The sequence below is a fragment of the Mesorhizobium sp. M0601 genome, from assembly GCF_040320845.1.
GTDB lineage: Bacteria > Pseudomonadota > Alphaproteobacteria > Rhizobiales > Rhizobiaceae > Mesorhizobium.
The window spans coordinates 1-25,169 of record NZ_JAMYQK010000058.1; the positions used below are offsets into that span (position 1 = coordinate 1).

28 protein-coding genes are annotated in these 25,169 nt (G+C 63.7%); 17 read left to right on the top strand and 11 right to left on the bottom strand.

Going from position 1 to position 25,169, the window contains the following annotated elements; genetic code table 11:
• Positions 1 to 277: 277 nt before the first annotated feature.
• Positions 278 to 781, bottom strand: a complete 504-nt coding sequence (gene secB / locus NKI41_RS30610) for a protein-export chaperone SecB (protein ID WP_352491249.1) — start codon at positions 779 to 781, stop codon at positions 278 to 280.
• 113 nt (positions 782 to 894) lie between these two features.
• Entirely contained in the window at positions 895 to 1,386 is a 492-nt protein-coding gene (locus tag NKI41_RS30615; RefSeq protein WP_352686543.1) for an FxsA family protein, read from the bottom strand.
• A gap of 199 nt (positions 1,387 to 1,585) precedes the next feature.
• On the opposite strand from NKI41_RS30615, the gene NKI41_RS30620 reads away from it, so the two are divergent.
• From NKI41_RS30620 to NKI41_RS30635, 4 genes are read left to right on the top strand one after another with little or no spacing between them, the layout of a single operon-like run.
• Positions 1,586 to 2,293, top strand: coding sequence for a Tim44/TimA family putative adaptor protein (locus NKI41_RS30620; RefSeq protein WP_352686562.1), 708 nt, complete (start codon positions 1,586 to 1,588; stop codon positions 2,291 to 2,293).
• A 23-nt stretch (positions 2,294 to 2,316) separates the two neighbouring features.
• Complete coding sequence (gene mltA, locus NKI41_RS30625; protein ID WP_352686545.1) at positions 2,317 to 3,423, top strand: murein transglycosylase A; 1,107 nt, start codon at positions 2,317 to 2,319, stop codon at positions 3,421 to 3,423.
• Positions 3,420 to 3,956 (top strand): Smr/MutS family protein, encoded by a 537-nt coding sequence (locus NKI41_RS30630; RefSeq protein WP_352473990.1) that lies wholly within the window; start codon positions 3,420 to 3,422, stop codon positions 3,954 to 3,956. Before mltA ends, NKI41_RS30630 begins: the two co-directional genes overlap by 4 nt.
• Before the next feature lie 53 nt (positions 3,957 to 4,009).
• Entirely contained in the window at positions 4,010 to 4,378 is a 369-nt protein-coding gene (locus NKI41_RS30635; RefSeq protein ID WP_352473989.1) for a helix-turn-helix domain-containing protein, read from the top strand.
• A gap of 9 nt (positions 4,379 to 4,387) precedes the next feature.
• On the opposite strand, the gene NKI41_RS30640 is transcribed toward NKI41_RS30635, so the two are convergent.
• From NKI41_RS30640 to NKI41_RS30650, 3 genes are all read right to left on the bottom strand, one after another.
• Complete coding sequence (locus tag NKI41_RS30640; protein WP_352473987.1) at positions 4,388 to 5,005, bottom strand: transglutaminase-like cysteine peptidase; 618 nt, start codon at positions 5,003 to 5,005, stop codon at positions 4,388 to 4,390.
• 212 nt (positions 5,006 to 5,217) lie between these two features.
• Positions 5,218 to 6,495 carry a polyhydroxyalkanoate depolymerase gene (locus NKI41_RS30645; protein WP_352686548.1) on the bottom strand — a complete coding sequence of 426 codons (1,278 nt, stop codon included), beginning with the start codon at positions 6,493 to 6,495 and terminating at the stop codon, positions 5,218 to 5,220.
• Positions 6,496 to 6,750: 255 nt separating this feature from the next.
• Positions 6,751 to 7,110 carry a septal ring lytic transglycosylase RlpA family protein gene (locus NKI41_RS30650; protein WP_352473985.1) on the bottom strand — a complete coding sequence of 120 codons (360 nt, stop codon included), beginning with the start codon at positions 7,108 to 7,110 and terminating at the stop codon, positions 6,751 to 6,753.
• A 305-nt stretch (positions 7,111 to 7,415) separates the two neighbouring features.
• Between NKI41_RS30650 and NKI41_RS30655 the strand changes: the two genes are divergently transcribed.
• Entirely contained in the window at positions 7,416 to 7,601 is a 186-nt protein-coding gene (locus NKI41_RS30655; protein WP_352473983.1) for a hypothetical protein, read from the top strand.
• A 59-nt stretch (positions 7,602 to 7,660) separates the two neighbouring features.
• Here NKI41_RS30655 and NKI41_RS30660 read toward each other — a convergent pair whose 3' ends face one another.
• The 4 genes from NKI41_RS30660 to tauA form a co-directional block, all read right to left on the bottom strand.
• Entirely contained in the window at positions 7,661 to 7,849 is a 189-nt protein-coding gene (locus NKI41_RS30660) for a hypothetical protein (RefSeq protein WP_352453651.1), read from the bottom strand.
• Between the two features lie 19 nt (positions 7,850 to 7,868).
• Positions 7,869 to 8,732, bottom strand: coding sequence for an ABC transporter permease subunit (locus NKI41_RS30665; RefSeq protein WP_352473980.1), 864 nt, complete (start codon positions 8,730 to 8,732; stop codon positions 7,869 to 7,871).
• Positions 8,729 to 9,502 carry a taurine ABC transporter ATP-binding protein gene (locus NKI41_RS30670; RefSeq protein ID WP_352686551.1) on the bottom strand — a complete coding sequence of 258 codons (774 nt, stop codon included), beginning with the start codon at positions 9,500 to 9,502 and terminating at the stop codon, positions 8,729 to 8,731. Before NKI41_RS30670 ends, NKI41_RS30665 begins: the two co-directional genes overlap by 4 nt.
• Positions 9,503 to 9,610: 108 nt before the next feature.
• Entirely contained in the window at positions 9,611 to 10,624 is a 1,014-nt protein-coding gene (gene tauA / locus NKI41_RS30675; protein WP_352686554.1) for a taurine ABC transporter substrate-binding protein, read from the bottom strand.
• A gap of 339 nt (positions 10,625 to 10,963) precedes the next feature.
• Between tauA and NKI41_RS30680 the strand changes: the two genes are divergently transcribed.
• The 4 genes from NKI41_RS30680 (at position 10,964) to NKI41_RS30695 (ending at position 13,833) form a co-directional block, all read left to right on the top strand.
• Positions 10,964 to 11,155, top strand: a complete 192-nt coding sequence (locus NKI41_RS30680; protein ID WP_352458582.1) for a hypothetical protein — start codon at positions 10,964 to 10,966, stop codon at positions 11,153 to 11,155.
• A 147-nt stretch (positions 11,156 to 11,302) separates the two neighbouring features.
• The gene (locus NKI41_RS30685; RefSeq protein WP_023675902.1) at positions 11,303 to 11,755 is read left to right on the top strand and encodes an RrF2 family transcriptional regulator; all 453 of its coding nucleotides are present in this window, start codon (positions 11,303 to 11,305) and stop codon (positions 11,753 to 11,755) included.
• Between the two features lie 49 nt (positions 11,756 to 11,804).
• Positions 11,805 to 13,151: an FAD/NAD(P)-binding protein gene (locus NKI41_RS30690; RefSeq protein ID WP_352473976.1), complete on the top strand. Its 1,347-nt coding sequence runs from the start codon at positions 11,805 to 11,807 to the stop codon at positions 13,149 to 13,151.
• 328 nt (positions 13,152 to 13,479) lie between these two features.
• Entirely contained in the window at positions 13,480 to 13,833 is a 354-nt protein-coding gene (locus NKI41_RS30695; protein WP_352473975.1) for a winged helix-turn-helix transcriptional regulator, read from the top strand.
• An 80-nt stretch (positions 13,834 to 13,913) separates the two neighbouring features.
• Here the strand turns inward: NKI41_RS30695 and NKI41_RS30700 are convergent, their stop codons facing one another.
• A complete protein-coding gene (locus NKI41_RS30700; protein WP_352614702.1) occupies positions 13,914 to 14,561 on the bottom strand; it encodes a cysteine hydrolase family protein in 648 nt (215 codons plus the stop codon).
• On the bottom strand, positions 14,558 to 14,887 hold the full coding sequence (locus NKI41_RS30705) for a hypothetical protein (protein ID WP_352458586.1): 330 nt from the start codon (positions 14,885 to 14,887) through the stop codon (positions 14,558 to 14,560). The genes NKI41_RS30700 and NKI41_RS30705 overlap by 4 nt, the downstream gene beginning before the upstream one ends.
• A gap of 157 nt (positions 14,888 to 15,044) precedes the next feature.
• On the opposite strand from NKI41_RS30705, the gene NKI41_RS30710 reads away from it, so the two are divergent.
• The 8 genes from NKI41_RS30710 to NKI41_RS30745 all read left to right on the top strand — a co-directional run bounded on the left by NKI41_RS30710 (position 15,045) and on the right by NKI41_RS30745 (position 25,041).
• Entirely contained in the window at positions 15,045 to 15,443 is a 399-nt protein-coding gene (locus tag NKI41_RS30710) for a RidA family protein (protein ID WP_352614704.1), read from the top strand.
• Positions 15,444 to 15,630: 187 nt separating this feature from the next.
• On the top strand, positions 15,631 to 17,055 hold the full coding sequence (locus NKI41_RS30715; RefSeq protein WP_352614706.1) for a pyridoxal-phosphate dependent enzyme: 1,425 nt from the start codon (positions 15,631 to 15,633) through the stop codon (positions 17,053 to 17,055).
• A complete protein-coding gene (locus NKI41_RS30720; protein WP_352458589.1) occupies positions 17,052 to 18,233 on the top strand; it encodes a cystathionine gamma-synthase in 1,182 nt (393 codons plus the stop codon). Before NKI41_RS30715 ends, NKI41_RS30720 begins: the two co-directional genes overlap by 4 nt.
• A gap of 327 nt (positions 18,234 to 18,560) precedes the next feature.
• A complete protein-coding gene (locus NKI41_RS30725; protein WP_352458590.1) occupies positions 18,561 to 19,538 on the top strand; it encodes a GlxA family transcriptional regulator in 978 nt (325 codons plus the stop codon).
• Between the two features lie 530 nt (positions 19,539 to 20,068).
• Positions 20,069 to 21,373 carry a M24 family metallopeptidase gene (locus tag NKI41_RS30730; protein ID WP_352686557.1) on the top strand — a complete coding sequence of 435 codons (1,305 nt, stop codon included), beginning with the start codon at positions 20,069 to 20,071 and terminating at the stop codon, positions 21,371 to 21,373.
• A gap of 20 nt (positions 21,374 to 21,393) precedes the next feature.
• Entirely contained in the window at positions 21,394 to 22,071 is a 678-nt protein-coding gene (locus NKI41_RS30735; protein ID WP_352539770.1) for an isochorismatase family protein, read from the top strand.
• Between the two features lie 16 nt (positions 22,072 to 22,087).
• On the top strand, positions 22,088 to 23,080 hold the full coding sequence (locus NKI41_RS30740) for an alpha/beta hydrolase (protein WP_352614709.1): 993 nt from the start codon (positions 22,088 to 22,090) through the stop codon (positions 23,078 to 23,080).
• Between the two features lie 320 nt (positions 23,081 to 23,400).
• Positions 23,401 to 25,041, top strand: coding sequence for an ABC transporter substrate-binding protein (locus NKI41_RS30745; RefSeq protein ID WP_352686560.1), 1,641 nt, complete (start codon positions 23,401 to 23,403; stop codon positions 25,039 to 25,041).
• Positions 25,042 to 25,169: the final 128 nt, after the last annotated feature.

Below are 25,169 nucleotides of genomic sequence, written 5' to 3' on the forward strand. Positions count from 1 at the left end.
TCCCCACAAGGGGGAGGGAGACTTCCGTTGGCGCTGACCTCGGCAAATTGCCTGCCTTTCGGCGCCAAAAGGGGAAGTAAGGGCGGGCGGCAGCGTTCCCTCCCCCTTGTGGGGAGGGTTAGGGTGGGGGTCCATCTTCGTAAGAATCCAAATGCGATTGCCCTGCCCTTGAGGGGGAGATGGCCGGCAGGCCAGAGGGGGGTACTGCCCCGCCGGCGTCTCAAACAAAAAGCCCGGCTTCGCGCCGGGTTTTTCAAACGCTGCGAGCCAACCAGCCTCAGCTCACCTTGACCTTGGCGGCGGCAGCCTGGTCCTCGGTCAGCTTCTGCTGGAACATCTGCGCGAAATCGATCGGGTCTAGCATCAGCGGCGGGAAGCCGCCGTTGCGTGTTGCCTCGGCGATGATCTGCCGGGCGAACGGGAACAGCAGCCGCGGGCATTCGATGAACAGGATCGGCAGCATGTGCTCCTGCGGGAAGCCGCTGATGGAGAAGACGCCGCCATAGACCAGCTCGACGTTGAACAGCACTTCCTGGTCGAACGACGCTTTTGCGTTCAGCGTCAAATTGACGTCGAACTGCTTGTCCGAGAGCGGGTTGGCGTTGACGTTGACATTGATGGCGATGCCCGGAGCCTTGTCGCGGCCGCGCAACGAGTTCGGTGCGCCGGGGCTTTCGAAGGACAGGTCCTTCACATATTGCGCAAGCACGTTGAGCGAAGGCTGCGCCGCATTTCCATTACCGTTGGCTGCGCCGGTCGGCGCGTCGTCGTTGCTGGCCATAAGCTGTGGTCCTTTTGCCTGGGCAGCGTTGCTGACCGGATTGAAATTCGGGCGTTCGCTATCATGGCCGGCCCGACAAGACAAGTTTGCAAAAGACACCGGTTGCCTTGCAGCTACTCGTCCTTGAGGCGGCGCCAGGGAGAACCCGGTCCGCGCGTATGGTCGTCGGCCCGCGAATAGTCGCCGTCGTCGAGATCGATGGTCTTGCCGCGTTGCCTTGCCCGCAAATCACTGCTGAAATCGGTTGCCAGCACGATGCGGCCTTTCAGCATCCGCCAGGCAAGATCGCGCACCGGCGGCAGGAACAGCAGAAGGCCGAAAATATCCGAGATGAAGCCGGGGATGATCAAAAGGATCGCTGCCAGCACGATCATGGCGCCATGCGCAAGCTGGCCGCTCGGATCACGCCCGGCATCCATTTCGGCACGGACCCTGGCCATGACGCCAAAACCCTGGTGCCGCAGCAGCAGGGCGCCGGCGACACTCGAGGCCATCACCAAGCCGACTGTCGCCAGCGCGCCGACCTGGCGGCCGACAATAACGAAACCCGCTATCTCCAGCAGCGGAAGCGCGAGAATGAACAGGGGAAGCAGCGAGATACGCAAATCTTGACCGATCGTTTTCGATGTTTTGCCGGCCGGCGAGCAATCGCCGCTGGCACCAGAGCTGTTAGATAGGTATGGCTGCCTTTGATTTGAATGATTGCGCCATGCGTTCTATATGCTTTGGATACTGAACGCTATGTGATCGCGGCCCTTGCTTGGCCGCTGGTCCGGCCAAAGCAGGGATTGATTGGCGCAAGATATGGGCTTCTTCGACTTCGGCACGATTTTCTTTCTGATTGCGGCGGTGGTGATCTTCTTCCAGCTGCGCAACGTGCTTGGCCGACGCACGGGCAACGAGCGCCCACCCTTCGATCCATATACGGCAGCGCGCAAAAACGACAAGGATGCCGCCCAGAAACCCGAGAACGTGGTTTCGCTGCCGCGCAAGCGCCTGACAGGAGAGCCGGCGGCCGACACCTATGTGGCGATCGATGCCTTTGCCAAGCCCGACACCGATCTCAACCGGGGCCTGCGGGCGATCAAGGACAATGATCCGACCTTCGACCCGAAGACCTTCGTCGACGGCGCCAAGATGGCTTATGAGATGATCGTCATGGCCTACGCCGATGGCGACCGCAAAACCTTGAAGAACCTTTTGTCGCGCGAGGTCTATGACGGCTTCGTCGCGGCCATCGGCGACCGTGAGGCGAAAGCCGAAAAGATCCAGTCCTCCTTCGTCGGCATCGACAAGGCCGACATCGTTTCGGCCGAGATGAAGGGCAGCGAGGCCCACATCACGCTGCGCATTGTCAGCGAACTGATTTCGGCGACCCGCGACAAGGCCGGCGCTGTCATCGACGGCGATCCCGAGACCGTCGCCGAGGTCAAGGACGTCTGGACCTTCGCCCGCGACACGCGCTCGCGCGATCCGAACTGGAAGCTCGTCGCCACCGAAGAAGAAGACTGAACTGGACGGCGGCGGAGGCTGTCGTGTCGCTTTCTCGAGCCTTCAGCGAAAAATCCTTTGGCGAATTGCCGGGCTGGGGTGAGGACGACCATCTCCCTGCCTTTGACGCCTTTCGCCGCTCAGCCTTTCATATCCTGAGCAAACCCTACCGCTCCGGCGCGCTCGGCGTCGACTACAATGGCTTTGCCGACGCCTATGCCGAAGCGCGCACCGTTTCGCCGGCGAATCGGTCGCAGGCTCGAAGCTTTTTCGAGCGCCATTTCGTTCCGGCCCGTATCGATGCCGAAGATGGTGGTCCCGGCCTGGTCACCGGCTTTTATGAGCCGGAGGTCGAAGCCTCGCCGGTACGCACGCAACGGTTTTCGGTGCCGTTGCTGGCGCGCCCGGCCGACCTAGTCGACATCGACGACGGCAATCGTCCTTCAGCCTTGGATCCTTATCTCGCCTTTGCTCGTGCGGCGCCGAACGGCCCGGTCGAATATTTCGACCGCGGCGAGATCGAACGCGGCGCGCTTGCCGGAAAAAGGCTGGAAATCGCCTGGCTCGCCGACAAGGTCGACGCCTTCTTCATTCACGTGCAGGGCGCGGCACGCCTCAAGATGACCGACGGCAGGCTTCGCCGCATCACCTATGCCGCCAAATCCGGCCAGCGCTTTACCGGACCGGGCAAGATCTTGAGCGAGGAAGGCGAGATCCCGCTGGAGAAAGTGACGATGCAGTCGATCCGTGCCTGGTTCAAGGCGCATCCGGAACGCGTCGACGAGATCCTTTGGCGCAACCGCTCCTACATCTTCTTCCGCGAGATGGGCGTCGACGACCCAGAGCTCGGCCCGATCGCTGCCGCCAAGGTGGCGCTGACACCCGGCCGCTCGATCGCCGTCGACCGGCTGCTGCACACGTTCGGCACGCCCTTCCATATCGATGCGCCGTCGTTGACCGCTTTCGACGGAAAACCGTTCCGGCGGCTGATGATCGCGCAGGACACCGGCTCGGCGATCACCGGGCCGGCCCGCGGCGATCTGTTTGCCGGGTCGGGCGATGCTGCCGGCGAGATCGCCGGCGTTATCCGCAACGCCGCAGATTTTTATGCGCTGATCCCCCGGCCGCTGGTTTCAGGAGCAGGCCGATGACCCGGCGCATCGACAGGCTGAGCGAGGACGACCGGGTGCTGTGGAACCTGGTGGCGCACACGGCAAAACCGCTGAAGGGCAGAACCGCCGTCGAAATTCCGCACGTCGGGCCGGAGATCGACGAGACCAGGCAGGCGCCGCCGCCGGCACAGGTCGCGGGCAATGCTGCCACGGCCGCAAAGCCGAAGGCGCAGCATGTCTCCCACGCACTCGACGAACCGACGCTGGACAAGCTGTCGAAGGGCCGGCTGCCGATCGAGGGCCGCGTCGACCTGCATGGCCTGACCCAGGACGAAGCCTATTCGCTGCTGTTTTCCTTTCTGCACCGGGCGCATGCCGGCGGCATCCGCTACGTCCTGGTGATCACCGGCAAGGGCTCTTCGTCGGGCGGCGATGGCGTCTTGCGGCGCGCCGTGCCGTCATGGCTGTCGACACCGGCCTTCCGGCCCCTCGTCTCCAGCCACGACCATGCCGCCCGCAAACATGGCGGCTCGGGTGCGCTCTATATCCGCTTGCGGCGGGCGCGCTCATGAGGACACGCCGATGAGGGACGCACCTATGAGGATGCACCCATGAAGGTGCGCTTGTGACCCCGTTCGGCGAAAAGCTTCGCGTGCTGCGAAACGAGCGCGGCGTCAGCCAGAAGGACATGGCCAAGGCGATCGGCGTCAGCGCAGCCTATCTCTCGGCGCTGGAACACGGCCGCCGCGGTGCGCCGAGCTGGACGCTGATCCAGAAGATCATCGGCTATTTCAACATCATCTGGGACGACGCCGAGGAACTGGCGCGGCTGGCCGAAACCTCGCATCCGCGTGTCAAGCTCGACACGTCGGGCCTTAGCCCGGCGGCGACCGAGCTTGCCAACCTTCTGGCCGACAACATCGAAAAGCTTGACGAAGCCGAGCTTCGCCGCATCATTGCGTCGCTCCGCGCCGCACTGGCACGACCGAAATGAGCTGCCTTGTTACTGGACAGAGCCGACCAGCACCTGCTGGCCGCCGCGGATCGACACCCAGCGGCCGGTATTGTCGATCGCCTGCCGCTTGAGGAAACGATAGCCGGTCTGGTCCCAGGAACGGACCTGGTCGGTCAGATTGTCAAGGATGTAGTCGCCCTTGTCGGTGCGCACCGTCAGCACGGCGTGGCCTTCGCCATCCGGCTTGCGCACGACGGTCATCAGCAGATCGGAAAACGAGACGCCCAGCCGGTTCAGCTCACGGCGCTTTTCCAGGACATAGTCCTCGCAATCGCCGACGCCCTTGTCGGGATAGGCCCAGACCTCGTCCTTGCCGTAGATGTCGAAGTCGCTCTCCGGCTTGACGGCGGCGTTGACCCTTGTCGTGACGCTGAGCAGCTTGCGCCACAGCGAGCCGGTCAGGCTGGCGGGCGACAGATCCTTCGGGCGGATCGAACATTCGGACGCGTAGCTCTTGCAGAAATCATAATGGCCGATCGGCTGCGAGGTCGGGCCACCTGTTATCATCGGGCTGGCTGCCGAGGCCGAACCGGCCCAACCTGCCGCCACAGTAAGTCCGGCCAGCGCACACAGGCGCAGCGTTCTCGCCATTGGTGAGGAAATCATTGTCCCCGCTTGTCCCTTGTTGTTAACGAAACGTTAAGGGGTATTTACAGTCCGTGTCAATTATGAGGATGGATTGATTTTTGCGGCATGGTTACCCGCGTGGCGCCAACGCGACTATTGTGCAACAGGTCGACCGGCCGCACGGCCCCGCCAACCGATGATTTTGGCATTGACCGACCTGATGCGGATTGACAGGCATCATCACTGGTCGCCTATTTCTTGCCGGTCCTGACCAGCTTGGGCTTGACCGCAACACGGTTCTGACGGCCGTAGCTGGTAATGAAGTCGACGATGCGCGGCACGATTTCGGAGCGGAAGCGCGAGCCGTTGAACACACCATAATGGCCGACCGCCGGCTGCATGTAATGGGCGTGCCTGTCGGCCGGGATGTTGATGCACAGGTCGTGCGCAGCCTTGGTCTGGCCGAGGCCGGAGATGTCGTCGTTCTCGCCCTCGACCGTGAACAGGGCGACATTGCGGATCGCCGAAGGGTCGACCGCCACGCCGCGATGCGTCATCGTGCCCTTGGGCAAGGCCTGGCGGACAAACACGGTGTCGACGGTCTGCAGGTAGAATTCCGCCGTCAGATCCATCACCGCCAGATATTCGTCGTAGAACTCGCGGTGCTTCTCGGCATTGTCGCCGTCATGCTTCACCAGATGCATGAAGAAGTCCTTGTGGGCGATGATGTGGCGGTCGAGGTTCATGCTCATGAACCCCGAAAGCTGCAGGAAGCCGGGATAGACCTCGCGGCCGAAGCCCGGCACCGGCCAGGGCGCGCGCATGATGACGTTGTCGCGGAACCAGTCGATGCCCTTTTCCTGCGCCAGCAGATTGACCGCCGTCGGATTGCGGCGCGTGTCGATCGGCCCGCCCATCAGCGTCATCGTCGAGGGCACGAACGGATCACCCTTGGCTTCCATCAGTGCCGCCGCCGCCAGCACCGGCACCGAAGGCTGGCACACCGCCATCACATTGGTGTCGGGACCCAGCGCATGCAGCATGTCGACGATGTAGTCGATATAGTCGTCAAGATCGAAGCTGCCGTCGGCCAGCGGCACCATGCGGGCGTCGACCCAGTCGGTGATATGCACGTCGGCATAGGGCAGCATCGCCTCAACCGTGCCGCGCAGCAGCGTCGCGTAGTGGCCAGACATCGGCGCGACGATCAACAGTTTCGGATCCGGTCGGCGCCCAGCAGGAACCGCCCGCTCGAAACGGACCAGGTTGCAGAACGGCCGCGACCAGACGGTATGTTCGCTGACCTCGACGGTTTTCCAGTCGACCACGGTCTTGGTCAGGCCGAATTGCGGCTTGCCGTAGCGGCGCGTCGTGCGCTCGAACAGTTCGGCCGTTGCCGCAACCGAGCGGCCCCAGGACGTGTGTGAGACCGGGTTGAGCGGATTGGAGTAGAACAGGCGCACCGCATCGGCATAGAGGCGCGCCGGCTGCAAGGCGGCGTGGTTCAGTTCGTAGAGCTGGTAGAACATCGAGGACCCCGCTGCCGACTGCGATCGAAGGGCCGACGAGCAGCGCCGAGCCTTGAATGCCTTGCGGGGAAGTTAGCAACAATCTGCTGCGATGCAATACGTCAACTTGCGTGATTTAGGCTCGTTCTTTCGTCCAAGGCGTTGAGAATCCGCCTGGAACGGCAACAGCCGGCTCAATGTGCACCTGCGAAGGCCTGGCAGGCAGCACGGCTATTGGGGACGAGCGTCGGAGGCGGTGTCCGGCCGTGGCGGCCGTTAGACCCGTGCCATGCAGACGGCCGTATGGCCCGAGCTGATGAAGCCAAGCTGACTGGCGGCGCCCTTCGACAGATCGAGCATCCGCCCCTTGATGAACGGGCCGCGGTCGTTGATGCGCACGACGACACTGCGGCCATTGTTGCGATTGGTCACCTTCAGCTTGGTGCCGAACGGCAGGCTGCGGTGCGCAGCGGTCAGCGCCGACGGGTTCATGCGTTCGCCGGAAGCGGTTCTGGAATGCAGTGAGTACCAGGAGGCACGGCCGCACTGCGCGGCGGCGCTGGCAGTGGATGCGCCGACCATCAGGCCAGCCGCGATCGTGGCCGCGACAAGCGCGGTCTGGTTGCTTTTGTTCATGTGTTGGGGACTGGCTCCGTTGACAGACCCGCAGCGGTTAGGGACGAATGAGGCAGCAAATGCGGCAATGATCTGTCGGTTCCATGGCAATGTTACACGTTTGGAGTCGACGCGAAACAATTTGTCAGAGATTTCCCGCAGCGCGGCACAGCTTCCTTGATGATCTTTTCACCGATCTCCGCATGTCTTGCGCAGGATCAGAGGTTAGCATCTAAGTAGAAGTTGGCGTGATTGGGCTGCTTCTTTTAGCTGTTCCATTTCGGCCGGAATGCGGCTGATGATCGACTTGGAAGGGAGTTCTAGCGATGAGATTGATCAAAAATCTGCTGGCCTTGATTGTGCTCGCCATCGGCGTGCTGTGGTCATTGCAAGGCATCGGTTGGGTCCAGGGCAGCTTCATGACCGGCCAGTCGCAATGGCTCTATGCCGGCATCGTGACCGCGCTGGTCGGCCTGGTCGGTCTGGCCTGGGCAAACCGTTCGCGCGGTTGAGCAGGCGTCCATGCTCAGGCGCCCGCCGGAGCAGCACACAGCGGACCCGTGGCGGCCGCTCACCGCGACCAGTACTGCCAGCCCCAGTAGAAACTTTCGTCGCGCGGCGGCAGGCGGTTGCGCTCGGCATCCAGCTGGACCGGCGTCGGCGTTTTGCGTTCGCCGTCAGGCGGCTGTTTGTCTCCGGCCTTGATCAGGCGGAGCCAATGGCCGAAATGCGCAAACAGTACAGCGGTGGAATGGGGCATCGTCACGTCTCCGGTCCGGTTACTCCCGCCCCGCCCACGGGACGAGAACCCGCTCGATCCTGCGGATGATGAATTCGAGCACGAAGGCAATGGCAGCGATCACCAGTATGCCCATCACCACCACGTCGGTGACGAGGAACTGGGCAGCGGACTGGATCATGAATCCAAGCCCGCGCGTCGCGGCCACCAGCTCGGCGGCGACCAGCGTCGACCAGCCGGCGCCGAGCGCGATGCGCAGCCCGGTCAGGATCGAGGGCAGCGCGCTGGGCAGGATGACGTGCCTGATCACCTGGCGCTGCGTGGCGCCAAGCGAGCGCGCTGCATTGATGCGCTCCTGCGAGACGCCGCGAACACCCGATGCCGTCGACAGCGCAACCGGCGCCAGCATGGCAATGGCAATCACCAGGATCTTGGACGGCTCGCCAATGCCGAACCAGATAATGATCAGCGGCAGATAGGCGAGCGGCGGGATCGGCCGCAGGAATTCGAGCAGCGGATCGAAGATGCCGCGCCCGATCGTGCTGATGCCGATAGCCAGCCCGATGGGAACGCCGACGAAAACGGCCGCGACCAGCGCCGCAAACACCCGCCACAGGCTGGCGGCGATATGCTGGAGCAGCGTTGCGTCGACAAAGCCGTCACGGGCGACGACGACAAATTTGTTCCAGACTGCCACAGGCGACGGCAGGAAAACCGGCGACACCAATTGCAGGCGGGCCGATGCCGTCCACGCCGCCAGCATCATCAGAATGGTGATCGCGCTAACCACGCGGGCCGAAACGCGGCTGCGTCTCGGCCGCGGCCGCGACCATGGCACCGACAGCGCGTCGGCTCCGTCGTCGACCTTGCGCTGCGGCCGCTCGGTATAGGAGGTAACGGTCATGCTGCCTCCCCTTCGAAGATCGCGTCGGTCAGCTCGCCGCGCGCTGCGGCGAAGGCGGGATCGGCCTTGATGCTGCGAATGGCCTCGCCGGCTGCATAGCGCCGGCTGAAGCCGGTCTCGAAGCTCCACACCACCCGGCCAGGGCCGGGAGCGAGCACAATGATACGGGTTGCCAGCACCAGGGCTTCCTCGATGCCGTGCGTGACCATCAGCACGCCGACCTGGCTCGCCGTCCACAGATCGAGCAGCGTTGTCTGCATGCGTTCGCGTGTCAGCGCATCGAGCGCGCCCAGCGGCTCGTCGAGCAGCAGGAATTGCGGCTCGGCCGCCAGCGCCCGGGCCAGGCCGACCCGCTGGCGCATGCCGCCGGAAAGCTCCCAGATGCGCTTGTCGCCGGCGCCGTCGAGTTTCACCAGCGCCAGAAGGTCGTCGGCAGTCCGCGCCCGTTCCGCGGCCCTGACACCGCGCAGCCTGAGCGCAAAGGCGACATTTTCCCGCGCGGTCAGCCACGGAAACAGCGCGTCGTTCTGGAACACGACGGCGCGGTCAGAGCCTGGCGCCGTGATCGGCCGGCCGCCAATCGTGGCGCGTCCGCGCACAGGCTCGACCAGGCCCGCAGCGACGTTGAGCAACGAGGTCTTGCCGCAGCCGGAGCGGCCGACCAGGACAACGAAGTCATCCTTGGCGATCTCAATCGACACATTTTCGACCGCCGGCGCCGGCTGACCGTCATAGTGGACCGAGACCTTGTCGAGCACGAGATGCGTCATGGGAACCTCGCCGATATTCCGAATCTGTCTGCCCCGAAGCCGCTCCTCGCAAGCGGTTCGGGGCAGGGAGCACGCGGCGTCAGGGAAGGAGAACCGCGCGCGTTGGCGTCAGTTCGAGGCAAGCGCTTCGCTGACATATTTCGACGACACGTATTCCGAATAATCCGGCAGCACGGCGTCGATCTTGCCCTGCTCCTTGAGGAAGGCCGATGTCGCCTCGACCGCTTTGACCGTGCCGCCACCGAGGAACTTGTCCGAGGCTTGCTCCTCGAGCGTCGGGAAGACATAGCCCCTCAATAGTTGCGGCACGTCCTCCAGCTTGGCGCCGGTGATCGTGGCGATCTTCGCCGCTTGCGGCGACGTCACCGACCAGGCGTCCGGCTTGGCCAGGAACTCGGCATGGGCCGCGCCCGTCACCTTGACGAAGTCGCGCACCGCTTCCGGGTTCCTTTCGGCGAAATCGGTGCGCACGATCCAGGCGTCGAAGGTCGGCGCGCCCCAGGCGGCGACCTGCGAGGAATCCAGCACGACCTTGCCCGAAGTCTTGATCTGGCCGAGTGCCGGATCCCAGACATAGGCGGCGTCGATGTCGCCGCGCGCCCATGCCGCCGCGATCTCCGGTGGCCGCAAATTGAGAATATCGATCGACTTCGGGTCGACACCCTCATGCTTCAGCGCGGCAAGCAGGCTGTAATGCGTCGTCGAAACGAAGGGCACCGCCACCTTCCTGCCGGCAAGGTCGGCGGCCTTCTCGATGCCGGCGCCGTTGCGGGCGACAAGGGCCTCGGATTCGCCGATCAGCCCGACAATGAAGATTGTCTGGATTGGAAGCTCGCGGCTCGCCGCCGCCGCCAGCGGGCTCGAACCGACATAACCGATGTCGACCGATCCGGAAGCGATGGCGGCGATCACGTCGGCGCCGGAATCGAATTTCCGCCAGTCGATTGCCGCCTTGGTCGCGCTCTCATAGGCGCCGTCGGCCTGCGGCACCTTCGAGGGCTCGACGACCGTCTGGTAGCCGATAGTGATCTTGAGGTCCTGCGCATCGGCTGGGCCGAGAAAGGCGGCGCCAGCCAAGGCCGCCGAGGACAAGAGAACGATACGTCGCGAAATGGTGGACATGAAACGCTCCTTGGAAACGAGGAAAACCCGGATTGCGTTTCATAGTCATCTAACTCTATCGTTCTTGTAGAGTTAAATCCTTCCAATCGGTGCGGTCTTGTTAGAAAAAGTCATCTGGCTATGGCAGTTCGCGCGCTTCTGGGTGACGGCTCGGGTGAGAACCATCGTCCTTGCCCGGGAACCTCTTCCACGTCGTCCTTGCGCGCAACAAGGATTTTCCCGTTTTCGCCCCTGCATCGGCAAATCCATACTGTGGATAGCCAAGAAATTGGAAACAAGTTCCCTGTGTTCGCGGTTAAGTCTAGTATCCTTATCGACATTGAAGGATTGGAGAGGACGATGAGCGACGCCACCCTCCTTGTTGCCGCGCGCGGCATGCTTTGGCCTTCAAATTCAGGGGCAGAAGCTGCTGTTGGTATTCTCGCCGATCGGGACATTCCTGCCGCCGGCCAGTTTGCCGGTGTGTCATTCGCGGTGGCTCCTGTGCTCGCAAGAGCACAAGCCCCGGCCAAAATGGCCATTGCGGCGTGAAAACGAAGCAAAATCAACGTTTCTCGGCTTGTATATCATGTCACTAGAATTTATCTGTAGTGACAGCTTGGACGCGGCGGGGAGGCACGCCAGGCGTTTCGCAACCGGTGGCCTTGCGCCATCGCATGACAGAGAAACGTGCGGGTTATGCTCACGAAAAAAGGTAAATACGGCCTCAAGGCGCTCGTCCATCTGGCGCGCCTGCCGGTTGGACAGCTCGCCTTCGTCAACGACATCGCCACAGGAAACAATATTCCGAAGAAGTTCCTCGATGCCATCCTTGGCGAATTGCGCAATGCCGGTTTCGTTCAGAGCCGCAAGGGCAAGGAAGGCGGCTACCGGCTGGCACGCCCGGCGGACGAGATCAAGGTCGGCCACGTCGTGCGCGTGCTCGACGGGCCGCTTGCCCCCATTCCTTGCGCCAGCCGCACCCAGTATCAGCGCTGCGAAGACTGCAACGAGGCGACATGCCAAGTCCGACACCTGATGCTGGAGGTCCGGCAGGCCATCGCCGAGGTGCTGGATCAGCGCAGCCTCGCGGAAATGCGCGACATCGCCGGCGACGAGGATTTTTCGGCGGCGTTGAAAATCCAGGCCTGAACCAATCTCTCCTGAGCCGGCGACGATCGCCAGGACAGCTGGTGTGCGCATGACCGGGCGCGCTACGCCAAGTTCGATCATCATTGTCGGCGGCGGCGCCAGCGGTGTCGTGCTTGCCGCTCATCTGCTGAAGTCGCCCAATCCCGATCTACGTGTCAGCCTGATCGAAAAACGCCCGCATTTTGGGCAAGGCATGGCCTATTCAACGCTGCTGTCGGCGCATGTGCTGAATGTCAGCGCGTCGGGCATGAGCGCCTATGCCGACGATCCCGGCAATTTCTCGCGCTGGCTGCTTGAACGCGGCCTGGCAACGCCGGAACAGGCGCCGGTCTATGCGCCGCGCAGCGTCTACGCCCGCTATCTCAAGGAGTTGCTCGACGAGCTCGAGGCGCGTGAGCAGCAGACGGGCCGGCTGCGCTTGATCCGCGAGGAGAGCCTGTCGATCTCGCCGACCGCGTCAGGCGTCGAAGTGGCGCTGGCCAACGGCACCAGCGTGGTTGCGCATCTTGCCGTGCTCGCCACCGGCCACGACGAAGAGCCGGGGGCGGGGCAGGGGCATGCGATCAGGATGGGATCCGAGGCGGACACTGCGCTCGACCCCGAAGCCCGAGTCCTGGTGCTGGGCACCGGCTTGAGCATGGTCGATGCCTTCCTGTCGCTCGAGCAGCGCGGCCACCGCGGCGCGATCGTCGCGGTGTCGCGGCGCGGCCTGCTGCCTTCGCCGCATCGCAAGGGCAATCCGATCAAGCTCGACGTTGCCGACATTCCGCTCGGCACCCAGCTTTCCTATTTCGTCGGCTGGTTCCGCGACCTGATCCGGGAAAACCAGAAGGCCGGCATCGACTGGCGCGACGTCGTCGACGGTCTGAGACCCTTCAACCAGAAGATCTGGCAGAACTGGCCGTCCTCGGCCAAGCGCCGCTTCGTCGAGCACACCAAGGCCTGGTGGGACATCCACCGCCATCGCATGGCGCCGGAAGTCTACGCCCGCGTTGCCGAGGCGGTGCAAGCGGGCCGCATCCGCCTTGTCGCCGGCCGCGTCGTCGAGATCGCCGCCGGCGACGGCTTCAGCCTACAGGTCCAGTCGCGCCACACGCAGCAGCTCGAAAGGTTCGACGTCACCCGCATCTATGATTGCACAGGCATCGCCAGGGACATCTCGACCACCTCGAACAGCGTGGTGCGGTCGCTGGTCGAGCGTGGGCTGGCACGGCCGGATCCGCTGCGCCTCGGCCTCGACGTGACCGCGAACTGCGAGGTCATCGCCGGCGACGGCACGGTATTCGCCAATATCCTCGCCGTCGGTCCACTGACGCGCGGCACCTTCTTCGAAATCGACGCCATTCCCGATATTCGCGTGCAGTGCGCGCGGCTGAGCAAGCGCTTGCTCGGATGAGGCCGCCTCTGTCTTGACGCGATCTCGGATGCAAGACCGCTGTCGCCGGGTGAAAAGATCTCGACCGCATAGCCGCGTTCGGTGAAGGCGAACCAGGGTGCGGGAGCTCGCTCCACCAGAGCCGACCAGCAGCCTGTGGTGGTCGAGACAGCCAGGCGATGACGCCACACGTTTCGGCCGTCTCGCATCGACCGGATTGATGTCGCGCACGCTCGTCTTCGTTCTCCTCCATGGATTTTGTAGTCGGCGAGGCCGTGAGCCGCGACCCTGGCCAGATGGCCGGGCAAATTCTGCTTTCGTCGTCACCGTGCCTTGCCTACCATGGCGCATGACCCAACGCGGAAGACTCTACGGCTGTCCGGTCGAGTTCGCGCTCGACGCGCTCGGGGGCAAATGGAAGACGGTGATCCTGGCGCGCATCAAGGAACAGCCGATGCGCTATTCCGACCTGCGCCGGCTGATTCCCTCACTCTCGGACAAGATGCTGACGCAGCGCCTGGCCGAGCTTGTCGAGATCGGCTTCGTCACGCTCCAGACGTCGCCCGACGGCAAGGGGCGCTACGCCTTGACCGGGCGCGGTGAAGATCTCGCCGCCGCGCTCCAGGCGCTCTACGACTGGGGCAGCGTGCACGGTCGCGCCGAAGGCGTGCGCTTTCGCACCGACAGCGCAGCCACCACCTAGATCAATTCCGGGAAAGCGCGGAGCGGTTTTCCGTCCGCAATTGCGTGAAACCGTGAATGGCTCCAGCAAGCCGATTGCCCTCAACCCGCGCCGGCAAGGGCGCTGCAGAAGCTTGCGACGTTGGTGACGACGGCTTCGCCGAGGAAGCGTAGCGTCGCCATCGAGCGGTCGCGCGCTTCGCGGTTGCCGAAGCCACAGGCATCCTCGATTACCACGGAGACAAAGCCATTGTCGGTCGCCTGGCGAACGGTCGGCTCGATGCCGATCTCCATGGCGATGCCAGCGAGCGCTATCGTGCGCACGCCGCAATCGCGCAAGGCAAAGCCGAGCGCGGTGGAATCGAAGGCCGACATCGTGAGCTTGTCGAATACCGCCTCGTCCGCGCGGGGGTCCAGCTCGGGCACGATCCGCGTCGCTTCGGCGTCGCGCGGGAACCACGGCTCGACCGTGTCGGGGCTGTCGCGCCGCTGCCAGGCCATGGCGGTGCGCAGCTGCGTCGCGCCCATCCATTTGCGCGGCAGCGACAGGTGGCGCGTGAACGCCACCCGCATTCCGGCCCCGCGCGCCGCTTCCAGCACCGTGCCGGTACGCTCGACGATGGTCGCGGCGCCGGCCACCTGCCGGCAGATGCCGACCTGCATGTCGTAGACCACCAGCGCCGTGCGGCGCGGATCGCACCACTCAGCCAGGCTGGCCGGGATTTCGATCCCGTCGCTCGACCGGATCATGCCGCAGTCCGGTCCCATGGCTTGGCGATATCGACCGTCGGATCGAACAGGAATTCCAGCGGCAATGGCGCGTCGAAGGCGATGAAGTGCCATTCTAGCAGCCCGGCCTTGGACAGCGGGAAGTCCTCGGTGTAGCGCCGCGCTTCCGCGACGCTGTCGAGCTCGAAGACGATGATGACGCCGCCAATATCGGCGCGCGCATAATTCTCGCGCACGATCCCCGCCTTCCAGAGCCGCCAGACATTCGACACTTCGTCGCGCAGATAAGGCCGCAAATCGTCGAGCGTGACGCCGGGCTTGAAATTGTCATAGGCAAGAATCTTCATCGGCCGTTCCTTGTATTGCTGTTCGCCCAGCGCCGGGTAGCATGGCCGAATCGGCGGCCGCAACGAACGAGATGGTGCGTTGAAACGCCCGCACGATTGCCGTTGATCCTATGGGCGGCCGCGGGATAATTTTTGCTGAAGAGGAGGAAAAAGTGCGGTGACCATCGAAAGGCTGAACCCCGAGGGCATGCACAGCAATCCGGCCTATTCACAAGGCGTGTCGCTGCCGGCATCCGCGCGCATCGTGCTGGTCGGCGGCCAGAATGGCGTCGACGCGCAAGGCCGGATCGTCGCCAGGGACGATCTCCCTGCGCAGACCGCTCAGGCGCTTTCCAACCTGGCAAAGGTGCTGGAAGCCGGTGGGGCAAAGCCTGAAGACCTCGTCAGCCTCTCGGTCTATATCGCCGGCGACCTGGACATAGGGCCGGCCTTCGGCGCCTGGATGGCGTTCTGGGCAAACCGTGGCGCGCCGCCGATCATCAAGGTGCTGCGCGTCGCCGGCCTCGGCAATCCGGATTTTCTGATCGAGATCGAAGCTCAGGCCGCGATCGCCTGAACCCTAAGCGGGTTCTGCAAATCTTTTGCCCCTGCCTGCAGGCCGACGAAGCTTTCGCGAAATTCCATTCCCCTGCTGGCGGCCGGATTGGCACGATCTATCTTCTTTCCAACTGCAAACGGCTGGAAAAGACGGTAGGTTGCCGTCTTCCAGGGCGGTTGCTCATTCTGGCAACGGAGCATCTGACATGAGCAAGCACAAGATCGTGGCACCGGACGATGCATCGTCCCGCCTGCGCCCGCCCTATGCCTCGGTTCTCGACCTGATCGGGCAGACGCCGGTCGTCGAGCTGACCAAATTCGACATCGGCAAGTGCCGGCTGTTCATCAAGCTCGAAAGCCAGAATCCCGGCGGCTCGATCAAGGACCGCATCGCGCTGTCGATGATTGCCGCCGCCGAAAAACAGGGCAAACTGAAGCGCGGCGGGACGATTGTGGAGGCGACCGCCGGCAACACCGGTCTTGGTCTCGCTCAGGTCGGCATTCCCAAGGGCTACCGCATCATCCTGGTCGTCCCCGACAAGATGTCGCGCGAAAAGATCCAGCATTTGCGGGCGCTCGGCGCGGAGGTGCGGATGACGCGTTCCGATGTCGGCAAGGGTCATGCCGAATATTATCAGGACATGGCCGAAAAGATCGCCGCCGAGCTGCCCGGCGCCTTCTATGCCAACCAGTTTGCCAATCCGGCCAATCCGCTGGCTCATGAAACCACGACCGGACCGGAAATCTTCCAACAGCTCGAAGGCGACGTAGATGCGGTTGTCGTCGGTGTCGGCTCCGGCGGCACGCTGACCGGGCTTGGCCGCTATTTCGCAAAGGTTTCGCCGAAGACCGAGATGATTTTGGCCGATCCGGTCGGCTCGGTGCTGGCGCCGTTGATCAAGACCGGCAAGATGATAGAGGCCGGGAGCTGGACCGTCGAAGGCATCGGCGAGGATTTCGTCCCGCCCAATGCCGATCTGTCGCTGGTCAGGAAGGCCTATTCCATCCCCGACAAGCAGAGCATGCTGGCGGTGCGCGACCTGCTTTCGAAGGAAGGCATCCTCGCCGGCTCGTCGTCCGGCACGCTGCTTTCGGCAGCGCTCCGCTATTGCCGCGAGCAGACCATGCCGAAGCGCGTCGTCACCTTCGTCTGCGACAGCGGCAACAAGTATCTGTCGAAAGTGTTCGACGACTTCTGGCTGGCCGAGCAGGGCCTTGCCGAGCAGGAGCAGCATGGCGATTTGCGCGATCTGGTGATGCGTTCGCACCGCACCGGTGACACCGTGTATGTCGGTCCGGACGAAAGCCTGCTCAACGCCTATGGCCGTATGCGCCGCTCGGACGTCTCGCAGCTGCCGGTGCTGGACGAGGGCAAGCTCGTCGGCATCATCGACGAAAGCGATATCCTCGCCAAGGTCGAAGGCCCCTATGACAGCCGCTGGGACCGCTTCAAGGCTCCGGTCAGTACGGCCATGACCTCTACCCTGCACACGCTGCAGGCCAGCCAGACGCTGGACGCGTTGCTGCCGGTGTTTGATCGCAACGAGGTCGCCATCGTCTTCGACGGCGACGAATTCATCGGGCTGATAACACGCATCGACCTGATCAACCATCTGAGGCGCGCCCGATGACCGTCAAAGCCACCGTATCGGGCAAAAACCGCCTCGCCTTTTCGACGCGCACCATCCATGGCGGCCAGAGCCACGACCCGACGACCGGCGCGGTGATGGTACCGATCTATGCCACTTCGACCTACGGTCAGCAGAGCCCGGGCGTGCACAAGGGCTTTGAATATGCCCGCAGCCAGAACCCGACCCGCTTCGCCTTCGAACGCGCTGTGGCCGATCTCGAAAGCGGCACAGCCGCCTTCGCCTTCGCTTCGGGGCTGGCAGCGATCGCCACTATTTTCGAACTGCTCGATTCCGGCGCCCACATCGTCGCCACCGACGACATCTATGGCGGCACGTTTCGGCTGCTCGAGCGGGTGCGCAAGCGCTCCGCCAACCTCCAGGTCGACTTCGTTGACTTCACCGATCTTGCCGCGGTCGAGGCGGCGATCCGCCCGGAAACCAAAATGCTCTGGGTCGAGACGCCGACCAACCCGCTCCTGCGTGTCGTCGACCTCGAAGGCGTCGCAGCACTTGCCAGGCGCAAAGGCGTGCTCTCAGTCGCCGACAACACTTTCTGCAGCCCCTATCTGCAGCGGCCGCTGGAGCTCGGCATCGACATCGTGGTCCATTCGACGACAAAATACCTCAACGGCCATTCCGACATGGTCGGCGGCGTCGCCGTGGTCGGCGACAACAAGGATCTCGCTGACCGGCTGAAATTTCTGCAGAACGCCATCGGCGCCATTTCCGGGCCGTTCGACAGTTTCCTGGCGCTGCGCGGACTGAAGACGCTGGCGCTGAGGATGGAGCGTCATTCGTCGAACGGCCAGAAGATCGCGCACTGGCTGGAAAGCCGTCCCGACATCCGCCGTGTCATCTATCCCGGCCTGCCCAGCCACCCGCAGCACGCCATCGCCAGGCGGCAGATGCACGCCTTCGGCGGCATGATCACGGTCGAGCTCGACCGCGACCTCGCCGGCACCAAACGCTTCCTCGAACATACGCAACTGTTCACGCTGGCCGAAAGCCTCGGCGGCGTCGAAAGCCTGATCGAGCACCCGGCGCTGATGACGCACGGCTCGATCCCGGCGAAAAAACGCGCCGAGATCGGGATTTCGGATTCGCTGGTAAGGCTGTCGGCCGGGATCGAGGATGGCGACGATCTGATCGCGGATCTGGATCAGGCGCTGGCGAGCTGAGCCCGCCAACAAGAACCTGCGAGACGTCGGCAGGACAGTGCCACCCTCTGCCCTACCGGGCATCTCGGCCACGAGGGGGGAATTTGGCCGTCATCTTGCGCTTTCGCCAACCTCCAACGCTGAAACACGCACGGGACGGCGAAGCTGCCGATCTCCCCGCTTGTGGGGGAGATGTCCGGCAGGACAGAGGGGGCGTGAAGGATCGCGAACGAGCGGCGCTTATTCTGCATCCATATCCATGTGTCTTACATTCTATTCCGTTGACCTTGGCGCCATCTGGCAGAATTGTAGCTTCCTGATCCACCTTGCTGCCTGGCTCCGGAAGCTATGAACAACCGACAACGCAACCAACCGACGGCAAGCGATACCCCGCTCACCTTCGCCATCCTGGTCTTCCCAGGCTTTCCGATGATGGCGTTCAGCTCGGTGATCGAGCCGCTGCGCGCGGCGAACGTGCTGGCCAAGCGGGACTGGTACCGCTGGATCATCGTCGGCGCCGCCGAAGGCCCCGTCGAGGCCTCGAATGGCGTCGTCATTCAGCCCGGCTTTTCCGCTCATGACGCGCCGAAGGTCGATCGCATCGTCGTCTGCTCAGGCGGTGACGCCGATCATCTCGTCGCCGAGGATGCCGTGAGCTGGATCCGCAAAAGCCTGCGCGGCGGTGCCCATATCGGCGCGGTGGCGGATGCCGCCTTCTTCCTGGCTCGGGCCGGCCTGCTCGACGGTCATGCCTGCACCTTGCACTGGACCAGCCAGGCTGCCTTCACCGAAGCGTTTCCGGACATCGAGCTGAGGCGCGATCTCTATGTCATCGACCGCAAGCGCTTCACTTCGGCCGGTGGCGTCGGCAGCCTCGACATGATGCTGGAGATCATCACCGGCGATTATGGCGCCGAACTGGCCGCCGGCGTCGCCGAATGGTTTGTGCACAGCCCGCTACGCTCCAGCGTCGACCGCAAGCTGATGCCGCTCAGGCTGCGGACCGGCGTGCAGAACGAACTGGTGCTGTCGGCCATCGCCATCATGGAGGATGCGGTGGAGGAGCGGCTCGGCATGGCGGAACTGGCGGGGCGACTTGGTATCTCCTCCGATAAGCTCGAACGCAATTTCCGCTCCGAACTCAGTATCTCGCCCAACGGCTATTACCGCCGCCTGCGGCTGAAGCGTGCCGCCGACCTCCTGGCGCATTCGACGCTGATGGTGCGCGACGTGGCGCTGGCCTGCGGCTTCGCCTCGATGTCGAGTTTTGCGCGGGCGTTTCGGGAGGAGCATGGCCATGCGCCGAAGGTGATGCGGAGGCATTAGGTATTTCGGATGTTGGCGGGACAGCGCCCCCCTCTGCCCTACCGGGCATCTCCCCCTCAAGGGGGGAGATTGGCAGCTTCGATGCTCCGCTCCTCCTGCGACGGTGGAAATTCACGAAAGCGGCGATGACGAGCCGATCTCCCCCCTTGAGGCAGGGCTATCGCAGATGGAAAGCCGAGGCTTTCGCTCTACGACGTACCCCCACCCCTAATCCCTCCCCACAAGGGGGAGGGAGACTTCCGTTGGCGCTGACCTCGGCAAATTGCCTGCCTTTCGGCGCCAAAAGGGGAAGTAAGGGCGGGCGGCAGCGTTCCCTCCCCCTTGTGGGGAGGGTTAGGGTGGGGGTCCATCTTCGTAAGAATCCAAATGCGATTGCCCTGCCCCTTGAGGGGGGATGTCCGGCAGGACAGAGGGGGGCGCCGTAGAACGCTACGGAACGACTTCAAGCGGTATTTCGCACAACATCTGCGGTATCTCGCACAGCCTCTACGCGGCGCATGGCCCATCCTCGCCGCTTCCAGGAGGCACCCATGAGCATCGTCGTTTTTGACCCCGACAGCACCGAGGATGTCGACTTTAGGGATCGCATGCGCCATCCGGCGGCGGCGGATCCGGCCGGCGGCATGTGGCTGTCGGACACCGAGCCGTCCTTCATCGACGCCGACGCGCTGCGCAAGGGCCGGCTGGCCAGGCTGCGCGCCTGGATGCGCGAGGCCGGCTATGGCGGCGTCGTTTTGTTCGACCCCTACAACCAGCGCTACGCCACCGGCTCGCGCAACATGTTCGGCTATTTCCTGCGCAACTCGACGCGCTACTTCTTCATCCCCACCGAAGGGCCGATCGTGTTGTTCGAATATCCGCAGAGCTACCATGTCTCGATGGTGCTCGACACGATCGACGAGGCGCGTCCGTCCAAGCTGGTCTGGTCATCGGTGTCAGGCCGCGACGACGAGACCGCCGGCCCGTTCGCCGATGAGATCGCCGAATTGCTCAAGGCGCATGGCGGCGGCTCGATGAAGCTCGGCCTTGACCGCTGCAGCCATCTGCAGGCACTGGCGCTGGAAAAGCGCGGCTGCGAGGTGCGGGATTGCCAGGGCGAGATTTTGGCGGTGCGCGCGGTCAAGACGCCCGAGGAAGTAAAATGCCTGCAGGTGTCGATGGCTGGCGCCGAGGCCGCCGTCTATGCCGTGCGCGAGGCGATCAAGCCCGGCGTTTCCGAAAACGACCTGTTCGCCATCATGTATGGCGAGGTGATCCGGCAAGGCGGCGAGTTCATCGAAACCCGGCTGCTGACCTCGGGCCAGCGCACCAATCCGTGGTTCAACGAGGCGAGCGGCCGCAAGATCAGGCCGGGCGAACTCTTGGCGCTCGATACCGATACGATCGGCTGCTACGGCTATTATTCGGACTTTTCGCGCACCTTCCGTTGCGGACCGGGCAAGCCGACGGATTATCAGAAGTCGCTCTACCGCATGGCGCACGACCAGGTTCAGCACAATATCGGGGTCGTCAAGCCGGGCATGGCGTTTCGCGAGATTGCCGAAAGGGCCTGGAAGATACCGGACCGCTTCGTCGACCAGCGTTATACCTCGGTCATGCACGGCGTCGGCATGCATGGCGAAACGCCGTTCATAGCGCACGCCATGGACTACGAGACCTATGGCCGCGACGGTTTCATCGTGCCCGGCATGGTGGTCAGCGTCGAAAGCTATATCGGCGAGCAGGGCGGCCGCGAGGGCGTCAAGCTGGAAGACGAGATCCTGATCACCGAGACCGGCACCGAGCTCCTGTCGCGCTTCCCCTATGAGGATGATTTCCTTGACAGACACGTTTGAGTGCTGACAGGCAGTTTTGCATGAAAAGCCCGATCTCGATCAAGCGCGGCAAGGCGGCGGCGGTGTTTATCGATCTCCAGGAGGAGCATCGGCGGGACAAGCGCTATCTGGTCGAAGGCTATGGCGATATCCTCGCCAACGTCCAGCGCCTGCAGACAGCAGCACGGGCCAATCATGTGCCTTTGTATCACTGGGCCTATATCGTCGATCTCGCCACGGCGCGGCCGTTCCACCCGGTCGAGGCCAGCGGCAAGTCGGCATTTTCCGACAAGGACGATCCGCTGACTGCGATCTGCGCGGAAGTGGGCCCGGCGACAGGCGAGATGATGTTGGTCAAGACCGATGCCAGCGCCTTCCGCGCGGGGCCTGCCGCCGAGCGGCTGAAGGCCGATGGCATCGAGTGGCTGGTCGTTGCCGGCGTCTGGACCGAGGCCTGCATCGATGCCACCGTCAAGGATGCGGTGGCGCTCGGGTTTCGAGTGCTGCTGGTCAAGGATGCCTGCGGCAGTGGCAGCACGGCGATGCACCAGACGGCCATCCTCAACCTTGCCAACCGGCTCTATGGCGGTGCCGTCACCACCACCGACGGCGCCTGCCGGCTGCTGGCAGGCGAGACGGTCGAAGCCTGGCAGGTCGAGGGCTCGGTGCCGCTGCGCTTCAGCTATGAAAATGCTGCCCGGCTCTACGCCGAGCTCTGAGCGGGATCGCGCAGCGATGATCACCGAGGCCGAGCGACCCGGAACGAGAGGGCGCGGAAAATACCAGACGCTGCTCGATCCGGAGCTGTGGGCCTATATCGATCGGGTCAACGAGTGGTATCCGCCCGAAATCGTCTACATGCCGATCGACAGGCAGCGGGCGGTCTATAATGCCATGTGCCGGACGTTTCGCGAGCCCTATCCACCTGGTGTCAAGGCCAGCGACAGCGCGGTTCCTGCCGGCGACCGTGCGATCCCGGTCCGACGTTACCAGATGGCGGGCACGGCGCCGCAGGCGATGGTTGTCTATTATCACGGCGGCGGCTTCGTCCTTGGCGGGCTCGACAGCCATGACGACATCTGCGCCGAGATATGCGCCGGCACCGGCTTTGCCGTGCTGTCCGCCGATTACCGGCTGGCGCCCGAGCATCTGCATCCGGCCGCCTTCGACGATGCGCTGGCCGTATTCGAATGGGCGACGGCGACGGCCGGCCTGCCGATAGTGCTCTGCGGCGAAAGCGCCGGCGGCAATCTGGCCGCTGCGGTGGCACTGGCGACACACCGCCATCCTCGCCATGCGATCGGCCAGGTGCTGATCTATCCCGAGCTCGGCGGCCCGGAACCAGTTGGCAAAGAGAGCGCCGGCTCCTGTGTCGAGCACGCCGAAGCGCCGCTGCTGACGTTGCGCGATATCGAATTCTATCGCAACGTGCGCTCCGCCAAGGCACAGTCGCCCGACGATCCGACCTTTTCGCCGCTCCGAGGCAGCAATTTCTCCGGCCTGCCGCCGACCTTCATCATCACGGCCGAGTGCGATCCGCTGTCCTCCGACGGCGAGGCCTATCGCGACTGCATCCTCGCCGCCGGCGGCCGCGCCTGGTGGCGCGAGGAGCCGCGTCTGGTGCACAGTTTCCTGCGCGCCCGCAAAACCGTTCCGCGCGCCGGTGAAGCCTTCGCCCGCATCATTGCGGCAATCGCCGCGCTCGGCAAAGGCGACTGGCCTTACTGAGGTTGCGAAGGCCCCCTCATCCGGCCGCTTCGCGTCCACCTTCTCCCCGCTGGGGAGAAGAGGCTGGCATCAACGCTGGCGACCTCCTCTCCCCCGGGGGAGAGGTCGGATTGCCCCGAATTGCTCTTCGTAATTCGGTTGGCAATCCGGGTGAGGGGGACCTTTCGTTTGCGGAACAGCGCACAAGAACTGCGGAAGTCCGAACACTCCCCCACGGGAGCTCGCCCTATCATCCCCGAGGCAATGGCGCTCCGGCGATCGCATCCGTCCCCCGCGTTTGGCGATCGGCAGAGGTGCCCAACAACAGGGGAATGACGACAATGAAGTTCATGCTGACCGATCGAAAACTGCATCCGCAGGCCGAGCCCGTCGCCGATGGCTTCAAGAAACGCCAGATGAACCGGCGCGAATATTTCGCCACTATGGCTGCGCTCGGCGTCAGCGCTACCGGCGCGCTGGCGCTCGGCGGGCTTGTGCCGTCACCGGCCAGGGCCGAGGAGCCGAAGCGCGGCGGCGTCTTGCGCGTTGCCATGAATGTCAAGGGCTGGAAGGATCCGCGCACCTTCGACGGCGTCGAGATGTCCAACGTCGCCCGCCAGTGCAACGAATATTTGGTGCGCTGGAAGCGCGACTTCACCTTCGAGCCATGGCTGCTCGAGAGCTGGGAGACCAGCGACGACGCCCGCGTCCTGACCCTGCATATCCGCAAGGGCATCACCTGGTCGAACGGCGACACCTTCAACGCCGACGACGTGATCCACAATCTGACGCGCTGGTGTGATGCGTCCGTCGCCGGCAATTCGGTCGCCGCGCGCATGGGCGCACTGGTCAACGCCGACACCAAGAAGGCCGTCGACGGCGGCATCGAACGCGTCGACGACGTCACCGTGCGGCTCAATTTGCCCAAGCCCGACATTTCACTGATTGCCGGCATGGCCGACTATCCGGCGCTGATCATGCACCGCAGCTATGAAGGCGACGGCGATCCGCTGAAGGCATTGGCGATCACCACCGGGCCTTGCGAACTCGTGGCATGGGATGCCGAGGTCGGCGCCGAAGTCCGCCGCAAAGATAAGCCATGGTGGAAGGGCGAGTTCTACCTCGACGGCATCAAATGGGTGGACTACGGCTCCGACCCCAATGCGATGCTGTCGGCCTTCGAATCGGGCGAGATCGACACCGACCACGAAACCGCCTCCGACACGGTTGCGCAGACCGACTCCATGGGCCTGAGCAATTCGGAAATCGCCACCGGCTCGACCATCGTCGCGCGGTTCAATATCGGCAATCCGCCCTATGACGACATCAAGGTGCGCCGCGCCGCCCAGCTCGCCGTCGACAACGCCGCCGTGCTGAAGATCGGCATGGACAACCGCGGCAAGCCTGCCGAGAACCATCATGTCGGGCCGATGCATCCCGAATATGCCGATATCGGCCCGGCCGTCCGCAACATTGATCAAGCCAAGGCCCTGCTCGCCGAGGCCGGCAAGGCCGACCACGAATACGAACTCATCTCGGTCGACGTCGACTGGCAGAAGAGCTCCGGCGACGCCATCGCTGCGCAGATGCGCGAGGCCGGGCTGAAGATCAAGCGCACCGTGCTGCCGGCCGCGACCTTCTGGAACGACTGGAGCAAATATCCTTTCTCCTGCACGGAATGGCTCGGCCGGCCGCTCGGCGTCCAGGTGCTGGCACTCGCTTATAAGTCTGGCGCCGCGTGGAACGAGACCGCCTACGCCGATCCGGAATTCGACAGTCTGCTCGACAAGGCGCTGGCGATGCCCGATCCCGGCGCCCGCAAGGAGCTCATGGCCAAGATCGAACAGAATCTGCGCGATTCCGGCGTCATCATCCAGCCCTATTGGCGCTCGGTCTACCGCACCTACCGCAAGGGCGTGCATGGCTGCGAGCAGCACCAATCGCTCGAGCAGCATTTCGAGAAGGTCTGGCTCGAGGCGTAGCCTTGCAGACGACCAATTGTCGGGGCCAGCGCCGCTCCTTCTTCCTTCTCCCCTTGTGAGATCTTTGCACAGAAGCCGATCAGTGATTCTGTTGTGAGGTTGGAGCAGGGAGATTCGCGATGGTGGAT